Below are 17,557 nucleotides of genomic sequence, written 5' to 3' on the forward strand. Positions count from 1 at the left end.
CAACTAATAACAGTGAATTGGATTTTTACTTTGAAGTCGTATGTTTAACGTGCTAAATATTTTTATGCGTTTCGATTAATATTCAGGATGAAAAGTAAGGCGATTCTAAAAGAATGCCTGTAGAGGGCAGGACAGCGGGAAGACGCTGTCCTTAAATGCAGTGATAAGGTAAGTCCGGGGCAATGCGTGGTCAGGCAGGAGTAAAACGAGGATAAGGGATAAACCGGGCGGCAAGGCGGTTCATTTCGGGTGTGCCGACACTCACATGTGTGCTGCTTTTTTCCTGTGTGCCGGCAAGATGCGCATCCAGTCCCGCCGCTTTACAGAGGGCATAGCCCGCAGAAACGTCCCACATGCTGCTGAAACATTCCTGATAACCGTCGACGTAACCCAGCACGCTGAAGGTTAAACCTACGGTGGCACAGCGATAGCGCACGACATTCCAGCCGTCGTCCCGATAGGCCTTTTCAATACAGAGCTGATGGGTGAAATCCCATGATGGACTGTCACCCATCGCCACAGTTTTAAGCCCTTCGGCAACCACAGGCCGTTCAAAGGGTTCACCATTCAGATAAACCCCTGTCTCTTTGCCGCCGCTCACCATGAGGTTTAAAACGGGATGCACGATCACGCCCATAACCGGCTCGCCATCGTGTACATAGCCAACAGAAATCCCCCACAATGACGAGCCGCGCAGGAAGTTACTCGTACCATCAATAGGATCAACAGACCAGTAGCTGGCGCTGAGCTCACCGCCATGCTCTTCACCGATAATAGAATCCTGGGGGAAATGGTGTTCCAGACGCTGCCGAATCAGATTTTCCACTTCCCGATCGGCTTCACTGAAGACATCCTGCGGCCTTTTTTCGCAGACCGCTAATTCCCTCAGCTGTCTGAAATAGTTAAGAGCCAAAAGTGAGGCCTCTTGTGCGATGCGTTCAGCCACCTTTAAGCGCGTTTCCATTGTTTACCTGATGCATAAAAAGAAGTGTGTGGATCCAGACAGAACCCTGTGCACAGTGCAAGTACCCCTCCGGGCATAAGGCTCGCTTTTAATATAATGCGCATTGCATCATATTAGAGTGTCTCTTTGTTATGTTTCACTATTATGATGCTTTTATGATCGGAGAATGCAGGGCAGGAAAGGCTGAAAATCAGTACATTTTACTAAAAGGTAAAGGCACAGCCCTTTACTATTCGTCATGCATAAAAGCATGCTAGGGTATTAACAGAACCCATTAATAAATACGGTGAGGACAACGCTGTGGTTCATGGATATTCCGCTGGTCGTGACGTCGAACTTAATCGCAGTGAAAAACTCATTCTGGAGCTTGTCCGCCGCAATGATGGCATTTCCCGCTCCTCGCTGGTTTCGCAAACCATTCTGAATCAGTCATCTGTTCACCGCATTGTTGATACGCTGACCGAAAACGGCTTTCTCAGCCTGGGGGAATCACCGTCCCAGGGAAGAGGTAAGCCCAGCCCGTCATTATCACTGAATGCGAATGCGCGTTATGGTTACGGCATCTCTATTAACTCAGACAGCGTTGCCGCCAGTCTGATTAATTTCCGCGGCGGTATTACAGAATACTGCGTACTGGATACGCATCCGCACGACCCTGCCCGTACTTTACTCAATATCAAACATCACTATCTGGATACCTTAAAACAATACGGTATTTCGCCAGAAAAAATCTGTGGTGTGGGATACAGCATGGCGGGCTTTCTTTATGATTCACGAAAGTATTTCAATCCGCCTGAACCTTTAAAAAACTGGATGGGCATCGATCTGCGCCGTGAAATTACCATGTTATTTGATCGGCCGGTATGGATTGAAAATAACGCCACGACGGCGGCGCACGCTGAAGCCTTTTTAGGTGCCGGGCTGAAATACGATACGTTTGGTTATCTCTCTTTTAATTATGGATTCGGCGGTGGCATCGTGATTAACGGTAAACCGTTTCAGGGTGCATTTGGTAATGCCGGGGAGATCAGCCGTATTTTTACGCCGGAAGAGGGCAAGCTGCGGCCGGCTCTGGGGATCCTGATCGATCGGTTACGTCACGGCGGTATTGAAATTAAAGATATTCGCGATCTCAATCATAAATTTGATCCGGCCTGGCCGATTGCGCAACAGTGGGTAGAAGACGTAACACCAAACCTGCATCGGGCAATGGATGCGATGAATGCGGTGATCGATCCCGCTGCCATTATCTTAGGAGGCGAAATTCCCCGTAAGCTGGGCGAGATGTTCTTAGCCATGCCGCGGACTTGTTCGGGTAAACGCTGGGATATTTCTGCGGAATATCCGGATATTTTGCTAAGCGCCATTGAGGGGGACAGTTCGGCACTGGGCGCGGCGTTGACGCCGTTGCGGGAAACCTATTTTCATTAAGGCCGTTACCCGCAGATCAACGTTTCAGCGAGTAACGGTAAGTCATGCGCATGACCAGGGAGTAAGTTGCTAGCGCATCGTCACAAACTCTTCTGCTGCGGTCGGGTGGATCGCCACGGTGTTATCAAAGTCTTTCTTGGTGGCACCCATTTTCAGCGCCACGGCGAAGCCCTGTAACATTTCATCCATACCGAATCCGATACCGTGAATGCCGACAATTTTCTCGTCTGCGCCCACACAGACCAGCTTCATGCGGCACGGCTGACGATGCTGGGTGACGGCGGTGTACATGGCGGTGAACGACGATTTGTAGACCTTCACCTGGTCATCGCCATACTGTTCGCGTGCCTGAGGCTCGGTCAGTCCCACGGTGCCAATCGGCGGGTGGCTAAACACCACGGTCGGGATATTGCTGTAATCCAGATGTTCGTCCGGTTTGTTGTTAAACAGACGCTCAGAGAGACGGCGACCTGCCGCAACCGCCACTGGCGTCAGCTCAACCGCACCGGTGTTGTCGCCCACGGCGTAGATGCCTGACACACTGGTGTTCTGGAATTTATCAACGCTGATATAGCCTTTGTCGTTCAACGCCACGCCAGCGGCTTGAATGTTGAGATTGTCAGTTTCAGGCTCACGGCCAATCGCCCATACCAGGCAATCCACGGTATAGTCACTGCCGTTTTCCAGCTGCAGCGTCAGGCTGCCATCGCCGTTTTTAATCACAGCTTTTGGAATGGATTCTGTGTGCAGCGCCGGGCCTTCAGTGTTCATCACCTCGACCAGCGTCTCAGTGAGCAGCGGATCGAAGCTGCGCAGCGGCGCATGTTTACGCACGAACAGGTGAGTTTCTGAACCCAGCGCGTTCACCACGCCTGCCAGTTCGACCGCGATATAGCCTGCACCGATCACCGCGGTGCGTTTTGGCAGGGCATCCAGTTCGAAGAAGCCATCGGAATCAATACCGTACTCCGCACCCGGAATGTTGGGGTGAACCGGACGACCGCCGGTGGCGATCAGAATATGGTTGGCTGTGATAATCTCGCCGTTAACTTCAACGCTGTGCGCATCGACAAAGCGGGCAAAGCCTTTGATGACTTCAACCTTGTTTTTACCCAGTACGTTGTCGTAAGAGTTATGGATGCGATCGATGTAGGCGCTGCGGTTTTTCACCAGTGTGGCCCAGTCGAAGCGATTCACGGTAGTGTCGAAGCCATAATCCGGCCCGTAGAGATGGATCGCTTCGGCGATTTGCGCGGCATGCCACATGATTTTTTTCGGCACGCAACCCACGTTCACGCAGGTGCCGCCCAGTTCTTTCGCTTCAATCAGGGCGCATTTCTGGCCATACATAGCTGCACGGTTAATCGAGGCGATGCCGCCGCTGCCGCCGCCAATGGCGAGATAGTCGAAATGTCGGGTCATTGAAGTATCCATCCGGTTGCATAAAAAATTGGGGTTGAGTGTAACGCTGCGGGTCGAAATGACGCAAAGTTTGCGCCTATGATTGTAATAGGGTTCTGTTTTTTATTCGCTTACAGGGAAGCATACCATGCACCTTACTTTTCTCGGCACCGGCGGCGGTGCTCCCAGCCTGCAACGTAACGTGACGTCCATTGCTTTTACCCGCGCGCTGAGTGGTGAAACCTGGCTGTTCGACTGCGGGGAAGGCACGCAATTACAGTTTATGCGCTCCAGCCTGAAACCGGGCAAGCTGGATAAGATTTTTATCACTCACCTGCATGGCGATCATATTTTCGGACTGCCAGGATTACTCACCAGCCGGTCGATGGCCGGACTGACCTCACCGATGACGGTCTATGGCCCCAAGGGATTAAAAACCTTTGTTGAGACAGCGCTGTCGATCAGCGGCTCCTACACCGACTACCCGCTGACCATTGTTGAGATTGAGGCGGGCTGGACGCTGGATGACGGTGAGTTTCGTATCAGTGCCTGGCCGCTGAGCCATCCGGTGGAGTGCTTTGGCTACCGCATTGAACAGCATGACAAACCCGGCCTGCTGGATGCCGCGCGGCTGAAAGCGGAAGGGGTACCACGCGGTCCGTGGTTTCAGCAGCTGAAACAGGGTGAGTGTGTGACGCTGGAGGATGGACGGGTGGTCAACGGTGCTGACTATCTGGGCCCGGCAACACCCGGCAAAAAGCTGGCCATCTTTGGCGATACCGCACCGACCGAGGTCGCGTTGCAACTGGCGGCGGATGTTGACCTGATGGTGCATGAAACCACGCTGGAGGCGGTAATGGTGGAAAAAGCCAACGGGCGCGGGCACTCCACAACGCTGCAGGCTGCCGACGTGGCAAAGCGCGCCGGGGCAAAAAGGATGATCGCCACCCATTTCAGCTCCCGCTATCTGGCAAAGGACATGAGCCGCCTGCTGGCAGAGTGCCAGACCATTTTTCCCTGCACCGAGCTGGCCTCGGACCTGGCCGTCTTCACTGTTTAGTGATGCAGTGCCGGATAAGTAAACAGCAGCAGATGGGTGAGGTTAAGAGCAAAGTGCAGGGCGGTCGCCAGCCATAAACGGCCGCTCCAGTGCCACGCCAGACCGTAAAGCAGACCAGCCAGAGAGGCGAAAACAACCAGCAGCACGCCGCCCTGGATATGTGCCAGCCCGAACAGCAGCGAACTTAACAACAGCGCGGGCATACCGCCTAACGCCTCTCTCAGCCGCTGTTGCAGATAGCCCCGGAACAGCGCCTCTTCGGCCAGCGAGACGAAGAACAGATTCGCCAGCATAAACGCGGCCAGCCACGGCGGATTGTGCGGCTCAAACGCCAGCCCTCCCAGCAGCACGGCGCTACCCAACAGCAGCGGCACGGCGGCGATTAACGCGAGTGCGGCTACCCATGGATAACGCGGCGGGCAGGCACGAGCGCGGAACAGCGTCGGCAGGCAGGCCAGCAGCACAAAGGGGATTAGCGCTTTATCGAAGTTGAAGGAAAAACTGAACGGCAGGCTCTGCGCGCCAATCTTTACCTCATCGATCTGGAGGGGATTGTTAAAGCCGGGCAAGAGATGGAGTAACAGTCCCAGCGAAATCAGCACCAGCAGCGCTTCGCTCAGGATGTGTAGTCGGGAATGCATCGGGTCAAAGCGGCGCAGTGCGACCAGTGCGGCGATTCCCGCCAGCAGCGGTAACACCGGCCACGTCAGGACCTGATGATAAAACCCCAGCAGCGCGGCGAGCGCTAACAGCAGTAACGCCAGCCGCCGTGCGGGTTGCAGCGCGCCCAGCGCGCCTGCCAGCAGAAGCCACATGAGGATTTATTCAGGAACGATCTGATTCACCGCATAGTGACCCGTTCCGGTCGGGACCAGTTTCTGGTGCAGCCACGGCAGCAGGGTATTCATCTGCTGGGCCAGCTTCCACGGTGGGTTAATCACGATCATGCCGGAGGCGGTCATGCCACGCTGATCGCTGTCCGGACGGGCAGCCAGTTCGATCTGCAGAATATTGCGGATGCCAGTCGCTTCCAGGTCGCGCAGCATATGTTTGATCTGCTGGCGTAACACCACCGGATACCACAGCGCAAAGACGCCGGTGCCAAAACGCTTATGGCCTTCCTGAATGCCTTTCACTACTGCCTGGTAGTCGCTTTTCATTTCATACGGCGGATCGATCAGTACCAGACCGCGACGCGACAGGGGGGGCAGTTTCGATTTTAACTGCTGATAACCGTCGGCACGATCGACGCGCGCGCGGTCATCTTTGCTGAATTCGTTACGCAGCAGCGGATAGTCGCTGGAGTGCAGCTCAGTGAGTTGCAGTCTGTCATCTTCACGCAGCAGATGACGGGCGATCAGCGGCGAACCCGGATAGTAGCGCAGCGTGCCACTGCGGTTCAGGGCACGAATCGCATCAAAATAGGGTTGCAGCAATTCCGGCGCATCCGGCTGCTGCCAGATACGAGAGATGCCTTCCAGATATTCACCGGTGCGCTCGGCGTGCTCGCCGCTCAGCTGATAGCGACCTGCGCCCGCATGGGTATCAAGGTAGAAAAACGGTTTCTCTTTCTCTTTCAGCGCCGTGATGATCAGGCTCAGAACGGTGTGCTTCAGCACGTCGGCGTGGTTGCCAGCATGGAAGCTATGGCGATAACTCAGCATTGTTTATCCTGTTGAATGTATAAGGTTTTAATTGATGGAAAATCAATTTATACCAATTATTACCCCACGTATTACCCACAGAACGACGCACAGCAACCGATGCAGGAAAAGCATGAGAATCGGCGATTATATCAGGGATGACCGGCTGATGGGCCAGAAGCGTGATAACAAATCGGGATTGCTGGGCGCGGTTCAGGGTGGCGAGTGAGGTTTGTGGTTTCCAGACGCGTAAATCTGCCTGGTGCGCCAGTCAGCATCCCGGGCATCAGACAAAAGCAGGCATCTTCCGTGCGGTGATCCGCGCGTTTCTTCCTCACCTCATCCTGGCTGCCATTGATTTTCACTACACTAAGCCGCATGTTACTTAGATTGCGTTGCGCGACCCGCTGCGCCCCATACATCTCTAAAGGACTGTGCTATGACCAATCCGCTACTGACATCTTTTACGCTACCGCCTTTTTCTGCCATTCAGCCTGAACATGTGGTGCCTGCCGTGACGGAAGTGCTGAGCCACTGTCGCGCTGAAGTTGAAAAAGTCGTTGCACAGGGCGCGCCCTATACCTGGGATAATCTGGTTCAGCCGCTGGCAGAAACCGACGATCGCCTGAGTCGTATTTTCTCACCGGTCAGCCATCTTAACGCGGTAAAAAATAGCCCGGAGCTGCGTGAAGCCTATGAGCAGACGCTGCCACTGCTCTCAGAATACAGCACCTGGGTCGGTCAGCATGAAGGCCTCTATCAGGCGTATCGCAACCTTAAAGAGGGTGATCAGTACGCGGCTCTGGATCTGGCGCAGAAGAAAGCGGTCGATAACGCCCTGCGTGATTTTGAACTCTCCGGTATTGGTCTGCCAAAAGATAAACAGCAGCGTTATGGCGAAATTGCCGCGCGCCTCTCTGAACTGGGTTCGGCTTACAGCAACAACGTGCTTGATGCCACCATGGGCTGGAGCAAGCTGATCACTGATGAAAGCGAGCTGGCGGGTATGCCGGAAAGCGCGATGGCGGCGGCGAAAGCACAGGCTGAAGCCAAAGAGCAGGAAGGCTGGTTGCTGACGCTGGATATCCCAAGCTATCTGCCGGTCATGACCTACTGCGACAACGCCGCGCTGCGTGAAGAGATGTATCGCGCCTATGCGACGCGCGCCTCCGATCAGGGTCCGAATGCCGGTAAATGGGATAACGGCCCTATCATGGCGGAAGAGCTGGCGCTGCGTCACGAGCTGGCACAGCTGCTGGGCTTTGACTCCTATGCGGATAAATCGCTGGCGACCAAAATGGCGCAAAGCCCGTCCCAGGTGATCGACTTCCTTAATGACCTGGCTAAACGCGCCCGTCCGCAGGGTGAAAAAGAGCTGGAGCAGCTGCGCGCCTTCGCCCAAAAAGAGCATGGCGTCACTGAACTGAATCCGTGGGATCTCACCTATTACGGTGAAAAGCAGAAGCAGCATCTCTACACCATCAGCGATGAGCAACTGCGTCCTTACTTCCCGGAGGAGCGTGCGGTTGCCGGTCTGTTTGAAGTGGTCAAACGTATTTACGGTATCAGCGCGAAGCAGCGTACCGATGTTGAGGTTTACCATCCGGATGTGAAGTTCTTCGATCTGTTCGATGAAACCGGTGAACTGCGTGGCAGCTTCTATCTCGATCTTTACGCCCGCGAGCACAAACGTGGTGGGGCGTGGATGGATGACTGTGTGGGTCAGATGCGTAAAGCCGATGGCAGCCTGCAGAAGCCCGTTGCTTACCTGACCTGTAACTTTAACCGTCCGGTGAAAGGCAAACCTGCGCTGTTCACCCATGACGAAGTGATTACTCTGTTCCATGAGTTTGGTCATGGCCTGCACCATATGCTGACCCGCATCGAAGCGCCTGGCGTTTCCGGTATCAGCGGTGTGCCATGGGATGCGGTCGAACTGCCAAGCCAGTTCATGGAAAACTGGTGCTGGGAACCGGACGCGCTGGCGTTTATCTCGGGTCACTTTGAAACCGGCGAACCGCTGCCGAAAGCGTTGCTGGATAAAATGCTGGCGGCGAAGAACTACCAGGCCGCGCTGTTTATCCTGCGTCAGCTGGAGTTCGGCCTGTTCGATTTCCGTCTGCACACCGAGTTTAATCCGGAGAAAGGCGCGCAGATTCTGGAAACCCTGCGTGAAGTGAAAAGTCGCGTAGCGGTTGTCCCGAGTCCGGAATGGGGCCGTTTCCCGCACGCCTTCAGCCACATCTTTGCTGGCGGCTATGCGGCGGGTTACTACAGCTATCTGTGGGCAGACGTGCTGGCGGCGGATGCTTACTCCCGCTTCGAAGAAGAGGGCATCTTCAACCGTGAAACCGGTCAGTCCTTCCTGGATAACATCCTGACACGTGGCGGTTCTGAAGAGCCGATGGAGCTGTTCAAACGCTTCCGTGGCCGTGAGCCGCAGCTCGATGCGATGCTGGAACATTACGGCATTCAGGGATAAGTCGGTTCGTGAAAATCTGTTTACTCGATGAATCAGGCGCCGGAGACGGCGCCTTATCACTTTTAGCGCAGCGCTGGAAGCTGGAGCACGATGAAGCGTCGCTGCTGGCGCTGGTGCAGACCCCAACGCACCTTGAACTGCGCAAACGTGATGAGCCTAAGCTGGGCGGTATTTTTGTTGATTTCGTCACGGGTGCAATGGCACATCGCCGTCGCTTCGGGGGTGGACGCGGCGAAGCCGTCGCCAAAGCGGTGGGTATCAAAGGCGGTTACCTGCCGGACGTGGTCGACGCCACTGCCGGACTGGGACGTGATGCATTTGTGCTGGCGGCGCTCGGTTGCCGGGTGCGAATGCTGGAGCGCCATCCGGTGGTGGCTGCGCTGCTGGAAGATGGATTACAGCGCGGTTATCAGGATGCGGAAATTGGCCCATGGCTGCGCGATCGCCTGACGCTGATTCATGCGGCCAGCGCGCAGGCGCTGGGTGATATCACACCGCGGCCAGATGTGGTCTACCTCGATCCGATGTACCCGCATCGCCAGAAAAGTGCACTGGTGAAAAAGGAGATGCGGGTCTTTCAGTCGCTGGTGGGGCCGGATGAAGATGCGGATGCACTCCTGGAACCGGCCCGTCGGCTGGCAAAGAAACGCATCGTGGTAAAACGGCCAGACTATGCACCGCCACTGGCAGGTGTGGTAACGCAGGCGGCGGTCGTCACTAAAAGCCATCGCTTTGATATTTATCCCCCGCTCTGAACGTATAAAAAAAGCCGGCTTCAGGCCGGCTTTATTCATTTCGTTACGCGACTGACTTATGCCTCGTCTTCATCGCGCAGCGGCACAATCAGCATGTCGATGTGCACGGTGTTGATTAGCTGACGTGCTGAGGACATCAGCTTACTCCAGAAATCCTGATGATGACCACACACCACCAGGTCAACATCATATTTCCTGATCGCATCAACCAGAACCTGGCCGAGGTCGCCACTGCCGCTCAGCGTCTCACTGATCGGATAGCCTGCCGCATCTGACAATCCTTTCAGCGCCGCATGCGTCTCTTCAGATATGCGTTTCTGCATATCCCCTAAGTTGACATCAATCAGACCGGTGTAAAGGTCGGAGTAATTTACATCAACGTGAATCAGGGAAATTCTGGCATCGTACGGACGAGCCAGCGAGACGGCCTTATCCACCAGCAACTGGCTTTCGGGAGAAAGGTCTACTGCAATCAGGATGTGTTTATAAGCCATGATAAAACTCCTTTCACGAGATTAAGGATGGCATCCGGTGTTCCTGCCGCGTCACAGCTTAGCGAAATCCCTTGCGCGAGCGGGCGATGAGCGCCACCAAAGTGTCTACCTGCATTGCAGGTGATGATGTTGTTATGCCCTGAGTATAGCCTTCTCTCACTGTAAATGCTGCCGTTGCCGCCTGGCTTATGAATAAGATCAAGGCTATGCCGGTTTTACTCGCGCTGAACGAAAATCATCGTTGGAAAAAATGTAAAGAAATCTCCTACACTGAAAAAAGGCGGACCGGTTCACAGCCGCTCAGGAGGTCGAAAACTTTCGCAGTCCGGTGATTCAGTGGCTGGTTTTTTCTGCAGGCGGACTCGGTGTCTGACACGGGGTCTGTTTGCGATCCCAGCCGGGAGGGGGAGAATATGATCAGCAATATTGCGCTTTTTTGGGCTCTTTGTGTGGTGTGTATCGTGAATATGGCGCGCTATTTTTCGTCTCTTCGCGCGCTGTTGGCGGTATTACGGGGATGCGATCCGCTGCTGTATCAGTATGTCGATGGGGCAGGTTTTTTCACCTCTCACGGTCAGCCGAGCAAGCAGGTGCGCCTGGTCACCTATATCTGGGCAAAGCGCTATCTTGATCATCATGACGATGAGTTTATCCGACGCTGCGAGCGGGTTCGGGGACAGTTTATTCTGACCAGTGCGCTGTGTGGATTGGTGGTCATTAGTCTGGTGGCGCTGGCAATCTGGCATTAAAAAAGGGCGACTTGCGTCGCCCTTTTGTCAGCTGGCATCACACCAGTTTTAAGGCAATCCAGTAGAGCGAACCTGACAGCAGAATACAAACCGGCAGGGTGAAAATCCACGCCATGGCGATGTTCTTGATGGTCCGGCTCTGCAATCCACCACCGTCGACCAGCATGGTACCGGCTACCGATGAGGAGAGGATATGCGTGGTGGAGACGGGCATGCCGGTATAGCTGGCAACGCCAATCGACAGCGCAGCTGTTACCTGTGCTGACATTCCCTGTGCATAGGTCATGCCTTTTTTACCAATCTTCTCACCAATGGTGGTGGCAACACGACGCCAGCCGATCATGGTACCGACGCCCAGCGCCAGTGCTACGGCCACAATAATCCAGATAGGCGCATACTCGATGGTGCCAAGCAGGTCGCTTTTCAGCTTATTGAGGAAGCGTTTGTCATCTGGCGAGGTCTCTTCCAGACGGGCCGCTTTGTCGGCGGTATCCGAGATACACAGCAGCAGACGACGCATCTGACCGCGTTGATCAACCGTCAGCTGATCGTAGCTCTGCAGATTATTCAGCAACACCTGAGCACGCTGTACCGCTTGCAATGCGCGCGCGCTGTCACAGTGGAACTCCTTCGGGCTGGACGCAGGCACTTCTTCCGGCGTTGGCAGCTTAGGCGGTGCCATCTGGATGATGTGGTTCAGCGAGGCATTATGCTGCTGGTAATACTGTTCCAGGTGATTGACCGCATCGCGGGTACGCGTGATGTCATAACCGGAAGCATTCATATTCACCACGAAACCGGCCGGTGCCACGCCAATCAGGACCAGCATGATCAGGCCAATACCTTTCTGACCATCATTCGCACCATGCGAATAGCTCACACCAATTGCCGAAACAATCAGGGCGATACGGGTCCAGAACGGCGGCTTTTTCTTGCCATCGATCTTCTCGCGGTCAGCAGGCGTCATATGAATACGCGCACGCTTTTTGGTATTGCTCCAGTAGCGACGCAGAATAAAGATTAAGCCGCCCGCCATCGCCAGGCCGACAATCGGCGACAGGATCAGAGAAAGGAAGATGTTCAGGACTTTCGGAATGTTGAGCGCATCAACCACCGAGGTTCCGCTCATCAGGGCGTTGGTCAGACCGATACCGATAATGGCGCCGATCAACGTATGGGAGCTGGAGGCCGGCAGACCGAGATACCAGGTGCCGAGGTTCCAGATAATCGCCGCCAGCAGCATAGAAAACACCATGGCGAGACCGTGAGCCGATCCAACATTTAATAACAGATCGGTAGGAAGCATATGAACAATAGCGTAAGCGACACTCAATCCACCGAGCAGCACGCCAAGGAAGTTGAATACACCCGCCATCACCACAGCAAGCTGGGCACGCATGGCACGCGTATAGATGACCGTCGCAACTGCGTTGGCCGTGTCGTGGAAACCGTTGATCGCTTCGTAAAACAATACAAACAGCAGGGCAAGAACCAATAACAGACTCGTACTGAGGTCTAGACCAGCAAACAGATGTAGCATAACGTTACGCCATTTTTGGAGGACATGAACGCGGCGCATTATCCGCGACAACGTGCTGTATGGGAAAGGAAAATATAGTGCTAATTTAACCTTTCGCTGTAAGGCTTAAGGATAACCCAGCGAAAAAGGGTTAGATATTAGACAGATACAATATGACACATTTACGGCAATTTTTTGACGCTGGCGTCTCAGTGAGCAGATCACTACAATCTGCGCCTTTCCAGTAAAGTGAGTGAACCGCAGTGGAACAGTTTGACGTTATCATCATTGGTGCCGGAGCCGCAGGGCTGTTCTGTGCCGCTCAGGCCGGACAGCGGGGTCGCCGCGTGTTACTGCTGGATAACGGCAAAAAGCCGGGCCGTAAAATTCTGATGTCTGGCGGTGGCCGCTGCAACTTCACCAACCTCTATACCGAACCGGCGGCGTATCTGTCGCAAAATCCTCACTTCTGTAAATCGGCGCTGGCGCGTTATACCCAGTGGGATTTTATCGATCTGGTGAATCGCCACGGGATCGCCTGGCACGAGAAAACCCTGGGCCAGCTCTTCTGCGATGATTCCGCCCAGCAGATTGTCGATCTGCTGCTGGCCGAATGTGACAAAGGCAATGTCACCCTGCGGTTGCGCAGTGAAGTGCTCAGCGTGGTACGCGATGACAGCGGCTATACCCTGCAACTCAACGGCAGCACGGTTCAGGCGGAAAAGCTGGTTATCGCCAGCGGCGGTCTGTCGATGCCTGGCCTGGGTGCCACGCCGTTTGGCTATAAAATAGCGGAGCAGTTCGGGCTAAGCGTCTTTCCGACGCGGGCGGCGCTGGTGCCTTTCACCCTGCACAAGCCGCTGCTGGAGCAGTTGCAGACCCTGTCAGGCGTCGCGCTGGAGACTACGATTGACGCGCAGGATGGCACCCGCTTTAAAGAGGCGATGCTCTTTACCCACCGGGGTCTCTCCGGTCCGGCGGTATTGCAGATTTCCAGCTACTGGCTGCCGGGTGAGTTCGTCACCATCGATCTCTCACCCGCCACGCCACTTGAAGCCTTTCTGACGGCGCAGCGTGAAGCACATCCGAATCTGAGCCTGAAAAACAGCCTGGCGAAAATCCTGCCGAAGCGTCTGGTGGAAGTCCTGCAGGCGCTGAAGGTGGTGCCGGATATCACCCTGAAGCAGCTCAACAGCAAACAGCAAACCGAGCTGGCGCTGTCACTGCACGCCTGGCGCATCCAGCCAAACGGTACCGAGGGATATCGTACTGCGGAAGTGACGATCGGCGGCGTGGATACGACGCAGCTCTCCTCAAAAACCATGGAGGCGCGCGCGGTACCGGGGCTTTACTTTATTGGTGAAGTGGCCGATGTCACCGGCTGGCTGGGTGGATATAACTTCCAGTGGGCCTGGAGTTCCGCCTGGGCTTGCGCCCAGGCGTTGTAACGCGCGTTTACCAGCGCTGATGCACGTGAGGCGCGATCTTCTCCTGATAGATCTGTTTCAGCGCCATCATCGTTTCCGCAGAGAGCGCATCGACGTCGCTGGCACGGGCATTGGCTTCAGCCTGCTCGCGGTTTTTCGCGCCAGGAATCACCACGCTGACATCCTCGTTCATCAGGATCCAGCGCAGCGCAAACATCGCCATAGTCGTGTCGCCAGTAACAAAGCGGCGAATCTCCTCAACAGCCTCCAGTGCCACCTCATAAGGCACGCCGGAAAAGGTCTCACCTTTATCAAACGCTTCGCCATTACGGTTAAAGGCGCGGTGGTCGTCAGCGGCAAAGACGCTGTCGGCGCGCATTTTGCCGGTCAGCAGGCCCGACGCCAGCGGCACACGGGCAATGATGGCCACATCACGGCGTTTCGCCTCACGTAGCAGCAGTTCAGCCGGACGCTGGCGGAAAATGTTATAGATGAGCTGAATTGACGAGACGTTTGGAAACTCCAGTGCCTTCAGGCCTTCCTCAACTTTTTCTACGGAAACACCGTAGTGACGGATTTTTCCGGCCGCGACCATCTCATCCATCACCGCAAAGACGTCCGGATTGTAGTAAACCTCGGTCGGTGGGCAATGCAGCTGCACCAGATCCAGCGTGTCAGTCTGCAGATTTTCTCGTGAGCGATCGATAAATGCGTTGAGGTTTTCGGCGTTGTAGCCCTCGGCCACGTGCGGTGAAAGGCGACGCCCCAGCTTGGTAGCCACAAACGGGCGCTCACCGCCGCGCTCATTCAGCACCTCTGCAATGATTTTTTCGGAGCGTCCATCGCCATAGACATCGGCGGTATCAATAAAGGTGATGCCCGCATCCAGCGCGGCGTTTAGCGCGGCTTTGGCATCCTCCATGCTCACTTCCCCCCAGGTTCCGCCAATAGCCCATGCGCCAAAGCCAATTTCGGAGACGCGCTGACCGGTACGGCCCAGTGTTCGTAGTTTCATGCAAACATTCCTCGATGCGTTTCAGACAGGGTGACAGAAAGCGGTTAACCATTGAGCTTAGCGCGTCCTGACGGAGAGGGGATTTTACGTTATTGCCGATCAGCCCGGTAAAAATGCGATTCTGCTACAGCAGGCCGCTGGTTACGTTGAAGATTTCAGTGAAAAATGGCATGAGCAGGGTGGCTGTCGCTTCGCTAATTTCTTGATTTTAAGAAATTTCACCCGAAATTAAACAGGCAAGAGTGTGGATTCAGTCACATACTTCAATTTTCAGGCCAACAAGTGGATCGCTATGTTTAAAATTATTAAGTCGGTCTTTGCCAGTCCCGATAAGTTTCTGCAGATCATGACCCGTCAGGATATCAACGATTCAATCGCTGAAGGTGAGCGCATCATTATTGATGAGAACGGCAATATCTCGGTCAACACGCTGAGCGAGGAAGTCCACGAAGATTTTGCCCGCCATGTGAATACATTAAAGGGAGTGTGAGGTGGGTACCGCAATATTCATGGTGTTAATGGTCAGTGGTTACTGGTACACCAGCCGCGATTTAAACAGCCGCTTTAAAATCCGTCGCTCGTCGGGCTGGGATGTCTACTTCCTGGTCGCGCTCTACGGCTGTATTTTTGTTCTTCAGGGTGTCTTCGCCACCGGCATCATCTGGTTACTGTTGCTCTGTATTTCCGGCATTGCCAACGCCGTTCAGATGATCCCCGGCGTGCATCTGAAGTGGCAGGTAGAGTTTATGAACTGGAGCTTCCTGGGCATCCAGGCTCCGGTGGTAATCATGCTCGCCTTTTCCATCCTGCTCTGCCTTTATCGCTCAAACTGGGCAGGCAGTGCACGGCTAAACGTTTCAGGTCGTAAAGACCTCTATCAGCAACTTTCACGCTCCAATGGTGTGGAACAACTGCTGTTTCAGTGCATGGAAGAGGGTGAACTGGCATGGATTACCATGAAGTCGCGCCGCATTTACATCGGCATGATTCATGCCTCGACGTTTGAATATGAGAGCACCAAAAACATTGTACTGATCCCGATGCTGAGCGGATACCGCGATAGCAAGACACTGAAGCTGGCAGTGGAACACAACTACAGCAAGTGGTACGCGGAGCATGACATCACGCTCGATTCGAAACCCAAAGATGCAATGTCGTTCCGCAAAGTGATCATGGTTGAGCAGATTGAGAGTCTGTCACTGTTTGATCCCGCCAGTGCCGCCGCACTTTCAATGGGACATCCGCAGGAAGTGGAGAAGAGTCAGGGTAACGATGACGCAGACAGCCCGGATGATAAAAGCCGGGATGCTGCGGGTTAAAAGCTCGATCGGTTTCCCCTGATGATGTGACATCGTCAGGGGAAACCGATCCCCCTCACGCCATATTTTCCGCTGTAAAGAGCCGAAACGCGACTTTACCCGCCTGATAGACATCCGGTTGATAGCCGGTTTCCAGATGACTCAGCATCAGATCAATCGCTAACCGGGCATGCTGTTGAGCATGCTGATCCAGGGTAAAGGCCACTTCATCGTTCAGCAGCAGCTGGCGAGTCACCTCATAAAGCTCATGCGTGATGTAGGTGCATTTACCCAGCAGCTGATGAGCGCGCAGGGTATCGCTGACATCGGTATTGCCCATGCCAGTGTTGTAGACGCCCGCAATCGCCTGCGATGGTTTCAGGTTGCGGGCCAGCACGCTGCGGATAGTTTCCCGCTGATCCTGACCCGATAGCACCTCACGCAGATGACGCTGCGGCGCACGCTGTTCCATCGACTCCCGGAAACCGGCGATACGCTGGCGATGGGCGCGATAATCAAAGCGGCCGCTGACCATCAGAATGTCACCGGGCTGGCTCACTGTTTTACTCATCAGTAATCCTGCCGTACGGCCCGCCTGATACTGGTCGATGCCGACATGACACAGGCGGTCAGCATCGGGCAGATCGGTAACGATGGTGATCACCGGCACATTGCGGCTGCGGCACAGCGCAAGAGCGCGATAGATGGGCGGCGAATCGTGTGCAAATACAATGATGCCGTCGCGGGTACTGCTGCGGGCGATAATGCTTTGCGCCAGCTGCTCAGGCTGCGCTTCAGCCACCAGGGTTTTGTGCAATTTCAATCGGCGATAGCCAAGCTGACTGGCGACCTCGCTGAAATGGGTAGTGAGCTGCTGAAAAAAGGATGAGCCGTTATTACTGAGGAACACCTCGATTTGCCACGGATGCTGGTACTCTTCTGGCAGCAGGCGCTTGAGTCCCACTTCGCGCGCAGCTTTCAGGACCTTGCGGCTGGTCTCCAGCGACACGCCGCCACGCTCATTCAGCACCCGATCGACCGTCGCGATCCCGACGCCCGCCATTTTTGCCACCACCTCTAAGGTGAGCTTTTTCATTCAGACTCCACGGGAAAAATGGCGACTAATTGCTGCCTGCCAGACTGTTTATCTCTTCTAACCGGTTAAAAGTAAAAGATAAAGCGATTTAATGATGGAAACCCATCATCAGTGCTGTGCCGCAAGGTTTTTACCGGCAGTGCGGTCCTCAGGCTAAAAAGCACAGCGAGCCGCTGTCCTGGCGGAATACCCGTTAAGCTTGTAGTGGGACAATTAACGAGGA

Annotated in this window: 16 protein-coding genes; 8 read left to right on the forward strand and 8 right to left on the reverse strand. The window is 54.7% G+C overall.

The genetic code is table 11. The features are described from left to right. Positions 1-190: 190 nt before the first annotated feature. Complete coding sequence (locus HZZ01_RS17255) at positions 191-964, reverse strand: inositol monophosphatase family protein (RefSeq protein ID WP_179898749.1); 774 nt, start codon at positions 962-964, stop codon at positions 191-193. Between the two features lie 300 nt (positions 965-1,264). On the opposite strand from HZZ01_RS17255, the gene HZZ01_RS17260 reads away from it, so the two are divergent. Beyond that, on the forward strand, positions 1,265-2,395 hold the full coding sequence (locus HZZ01_RS17260; protein ID WP_179898750.1) for an ROK family transcriptional regulator: 1,131 nt from the start codon (positions 1,265-1,267) through the stop codon (positions 2,393-2,395). A gap of 69 nt (positions 2,396-2,464) precedes the next feature. Here the strand turns inward: HZZ01_RS17260 and gorA are convergent, their stop codons facing one another. After that, positions 2,465-3,817 (reverse strand): glutathione-disulfide reductase, encoded by a 1,353-nt coding sequence (gene gorA, locus HZZ01_RS17265; protein ID WP_179898751.1) that lies wholly within the window; start codon positions 3,815-3,817, stop codon positions 2,465-2,467. Positions 3,818-3,944: 127 nt separating this feature from the next. On the opposite strand from gorA, the gene rnz reads away from it, so the two are divergent. Further along, positions 3,945-4,856: a ribonuclease Z gene (gene rnz / locus HZZ01_RS17270; protein WP_179898752.1), complete on the forward strand. Its 912-nt coding sequence runs from the start codon at positions 3,945-3,947 to the stop codon at positions 4,854-4,856. Here the strand turns inward: rnz and HZZ01_RS17275 are convergent. Together HZZ01_RS17275 and HZZ01_RS17280 are read right to left on the reverse strand one after the other, a co-directional pair. Next, a complete protein-coding gene (locus tag HZZ01_RS17275; protein WP_179898753.1) occupies positions 4,853-5,671 on the reverse strand; it encodes a CPBP family intramembrane glutamic endopeptidase in 819 nt (272 codons plus the stop codon). The two genes, rnz and HZZ01_RS17275, sit on opposite strands and share 4 nt — an antisense overlap. A 6-nt stretch (positions 5,672-5,677) precedes the next feature. After that, on the reverse strand, positions 5,678-6,520 hold the full coding sequence (locus tag HZZ01_RS17280) for a 23S rRNA (adenine(2030)-N(6))-methyltransferase RlmJ (protein ID WP_179898754.1): 843 nt from the start codon (positions 6,518-6,520) through the stop codon (positions 5,678-5,680). 418 nt (positions 6,521-6,938) lie between these two features. Here HZZ01_RS17280 and prlC point away from each other — a divergent pair, with 418 nt between their 5' ends. Next, positions 6,939-8,981 carry an oligopeptidase A gene (gene prlC, locus HZZ01_RS17285; RefSeq protein ID WP_179898755.1) on the forward strand — a complete coding sequence of 681 codons (2,043 nt, stop codon included), beginning with the start codon at positions 6,939-6,941 and terminating at the stop codon, positions 8,979-8,981. A gap of 8 nt (positions 8,982-8,989) precedes the next feature. Next, a complete protein-coding gene (gene rsmJ, locus HZZ01_RS17290) occupies positions 8,990-9,736 on the forward strand; it encodes a 16S rRNA (guanine(1516)-N(2))-methyltransferase RsmJ (RefSeq protein ID WP_179898756.1) in 747 nt (248 codons plus the stop codon). Positions 9,737-9,792: 56 nt separating this feature from the next. Here the strand turns inward: rsmJ and uspA are convergent, their stop codons facing one another. After that, on the reverse strand, positions 9,793-10,230 hold the full coding sequence (gene uspA / locus HZZ01_RS17295) for a universal stress protein UspA (protein WP_010253396.1): 438 nt from the start codon (positions 10,228-10,230) through the stop codon (positions 9,793-9,795). Positions 10,231-10,643: 413 nt separating this feature from the next. Here uspA and uspB point away from each other — a divergent pair, with 413 nt between their 5' ends. Next, positions 10,644-10,979 (forward strand): universal stress protein UspB, encoded by a 336-nt coding sequence (gene uspB, locus HZZ01_RS17300; protein WP_179898757.1) that lies wholly within the window; start codon positions 10,644-10,646, stop codon positions 10,977-10,979. 37 nt (positions 10,980-11,016) lie between these two features. On the opposite strand, the gene pitA is transcribed toward uspB, so the two are convergent. After that, complete coding sequence (gene pitA / locus HZZ01_RS17305) at positions 11,017-12,519, reverse strand: inorganic phosphate transporter PitA (RefSeq protein WP_179898758.1); 1,503 nt, start codon at positions 12,517-12,519, stop codon at positions 11,017-11,019. Between the two features lie 242 nt (positions 12,520-12,761). Here pitA and HZZ01_RS17310 point away from each other — a divergent pair, with 242 nt between their 5' ends. Next, positions 12,762-13,946, forward strand: coding sequence for an NAD(P)/FAD-dependent oxidoreductase (locus HZZ01_RS17310; protein WP_179898759.1), 1,185 nt, complete (start codon positions 12,762-12,764; stop codon positions 13,944-13,946). Between the two features lie 7 nt (positions 13,947-13,953). Here the strand turns inward: HZZ01_RS17310 and HZZ01_RS17315 are convergent, their stop codons facing one another. Beyond that, positions 13,954-14,940 carry an aldo/keto reductase gene (locus HZZ01_RS17315; RefSeq protein ID WP_179898760.1) on the reverse strand — a complete coding sequence of 329 codons (987 nt, stop codon included), beginning with the start codon at positions 14,938-14,940 and terminating at the stop codon, positions 13,954-13,956. A gap of 292 nt (positions 14,941-15,232) precedes the next feature. Between HZZ01_RS17315 and HZZ01_RS17320 the strand changes: the two genes are divergently transcribed. Together HZZ01_RS17320 and HZZ01_RS17325 are read left to right on the forward strand one after the other, a co-directional pair. Beyond that, entirely contained in the window at positions 15,233-15,430 is a 198-nt protein-coding gene (locus tag HZZ01_RS17320) for a hypothetical protein (RefSeq protein ID WP_179898761.1), read from the forward strand. Position 15,431: 1 nt separating this feature from the next. Then, positions 15,432-16,259: a hypothetical protein gene (locus tag HZZ01_RS17325; RefSeq protein ID WP_179898762.1), complete on the forward strand. Its 828-nt coding sequence runs from the start codon at positions 15,432-15,434 to the stop codon at positions 16,257-16,259. A gap of 55 nt (positions 16,260-16,314) precedes the next feature. On the opposite strand, the gene HZZ01_RS17330 is transcribed toward HZZ01_RS17325, so the two are convergent. Next, positions 16,315-17,334 (reverse strand): LacI family DNA-binding transcriptional regulator, encoded by a 1,020-nt coding sequence (locus tag HZZ01_RS17330; RefSeq protein ID WP_179898763.1) that lies wholly within the window; start codon positions 17,332-17,334, stop codon positions 16,315-16,317. Between the last annotated feature and the right edge of the window lie 223 nt (positions 17,335-17,557).

Origin of the sequence: Pantoea sp. WMus005, from assembly GCF_013415305.1 — a bacterium.
GTDB lineage: Bacteria > Pseudomonadota > Gammaproteobacteria > Enterobacterales > Enterobacteriaceae > Pantoea > Pantoea rara.

Excerpts from the sequence above, each read along its gene's own strand:
- HZZ01_RS17255 (WP_179898749.1), bottom strand. The coding sequence starts at position 964 with ATGGAAACGCGCTTAAAGGTGGCTGAACGCATCGCACAAGAGGCCTCA.
- gorA (WP_179898751.1), bottom strand. The coding sequence starts at position 3,817 with ATGACCCGACATTTCGACTATCTCGCCATTGGCGGCGGCAGCGGCGGC.
- rnz (WP_179898752.1), top strand. The coding sequence starts at position 3,945 with ATGCACCTTACTTTTCTCGGCACCGGCGGCGGTGCTCCCAGCCTGCAA.
- HZZ01_RS17275 (WP_179898753.1), bottom strand. The coding sequence starts at position 5,671 with ATGTGGCTTCTGCTGGCAGGCGCGCTGGGCGCGCTGCAACCCGCACGG.
- HZZ01_RS17280 (WP_179898754.1), bottom strand. The coding sequence starts at position 6,520 with ATGCTGAGTTATCGCCATAGCTTCCATGCTGGCAACCACGCCGACGTG.
- prlC (WP_179898755.1), top strand. The coding sequence starts at position 6,939 with ATGACCAATCCGCTACTGACATCTTTTACGCTACCGCCTTTTTCTGCC.
- uspA (WP_010253396.1), bottom strand. The coding sequence starts at position 10,230 with ATGGCTTATAAACACATCCTGATTGCAGTAGACCTTTCTCCCGAAAGC.
- uspB (WP_179898757.1), top strand. The coding sequence starts at position 10,644 with ATGATCAGCAATATTGCGCTTTTTTGGGCTCTTTGTGTGGTGTGTATC.
- pitA (WP_179898758.1), bottom strand. The coding sequence starts at position 12,519 with ATGCTACATCTGTTTGCTGGTCTAGACCTCAGTACGAGTCTGTTATTG.
- HZZ01_RS17315 (WP_179898760.1), bottom strand. The coding sequence starts at position 14,940 with ATGAAACTACGAACACTGGGCCGTACCGGTCAGCGCGTCTCCGAAATT.
- HZZ01_RS17320 (WP_179898761.1), top strand. The coding sequence starts at position 15,233 with ATGTTTAAAATTATTAAGTCGGTCTTTGCCAGTCCCGATAAGTTTCTG.
- HZZ01_RS17330 (WP_179898763.1), bottom strand. The coding sequence starts at position 17,334 with ATGAAAAAGCTCACCTTAGAGGTGGTGGCAAAAATGGCGGGCGTCGGG.